This window comes from Bacillus sp. 05T31 (assembly GCF_056396725.1).
Genome location: NZ_JBFTMA010001163.1, coordinates 1 through 781 on the forward strand (window position 1 = coordinate 1; position 781 = coordinate 781).

Here is a 781-nt window from a genome sequence, read left to right on the forward strand (position 1 = left end):
GTGAAAGGGATGTACATAAACAATGTGGGGAAAACCAAAGAAAAAAACAAAGTTAGCAAAATGGTTGTTTGAACGCGGTCTGGAGCAAAAAGATCTGATAGGTGCTAGTGGAGTAAGTCGCAATACAGTTTCTAAGGCTTGTAATGAAAAAGACTATATTCCTAGTCCACAAGTGATGAGGAAATTAATTAAGGCTATTAGAAAGCATGATTCAAAGGTTGATATTAATGATTTTTGGAGTATGTAAGTGCCATAGAAAAAAGAGCTAGAATTTTACTAGCTCTTTTATTATTTTAGTTGATTTTAATCTTAATGCCATTTTTGGGTGATTGTGAAGATACAGAAGCTTTTTTAATAGGAGAGAACATGTTTATTAAACTATGGATATTCGGCACTTGAACTACTTTTATATAGTCGCTCGTGATTTGATAATGTGTATCAGTAATCATAAGAACGATAGGGAATACTTTTTTATTTGGTCGTTGCCAGTGAAATTGTTGCCAAAGGTTTGATAAATAAAACTGTTCATATCGATCTATTTTGGATTGCATAACTTTTTCACTGTATTGAGTACGTTGAATTTCAATCATAAATGGAGTGTTTCGGAATAAACAAAACATATCGCATTCAATTGTTCCTTTTTGGCCGAATTTTGGTTCAATCAGTACATGAGAAGGTGTATCGTATTTTGTTAATTCTATATAAGCATCAACGATGGATAGAAAATGAAAAACCTTTTGACTATTGTCTTTTATTTTGGAATCATATGGCGCGTAGACAT

The 781-nt window shown here is 32.3% G+C and carries 2 protein-coding genes; one reads left to right on the top strand and one right to left on the bottom strand.

Going from position 1 to position 781, the window contains the following annotated elements:
* Positions 1 to 22 precede the first annotated feature (22 nt).
* Positions 23 to 247 carry a helix-turn-helix domain-containing protein gene (locus tag AC1DJR_RS32110; protein ID WP_476997695.1) on the top strand — a complete coding sequence of 75 codons (225 nt, stop codon included), beginning with the start codon at positions 23 to 25 and terminating at the stop codon, positions 245 to 247.
* Between the two features lie 46 nt (positions 248 to 293).
* Here AC1DJR_RS32110 and AC1DJR_RS32115 read toward each other — a convergent pair.
* The coding region (locus AC1DJR_RS32115) for a hypothetical protein (RefSeq protein ID WP_477004481.1) at positions 294 to 781 on the bottom strand (488 nt) is incomplete at its 5' end.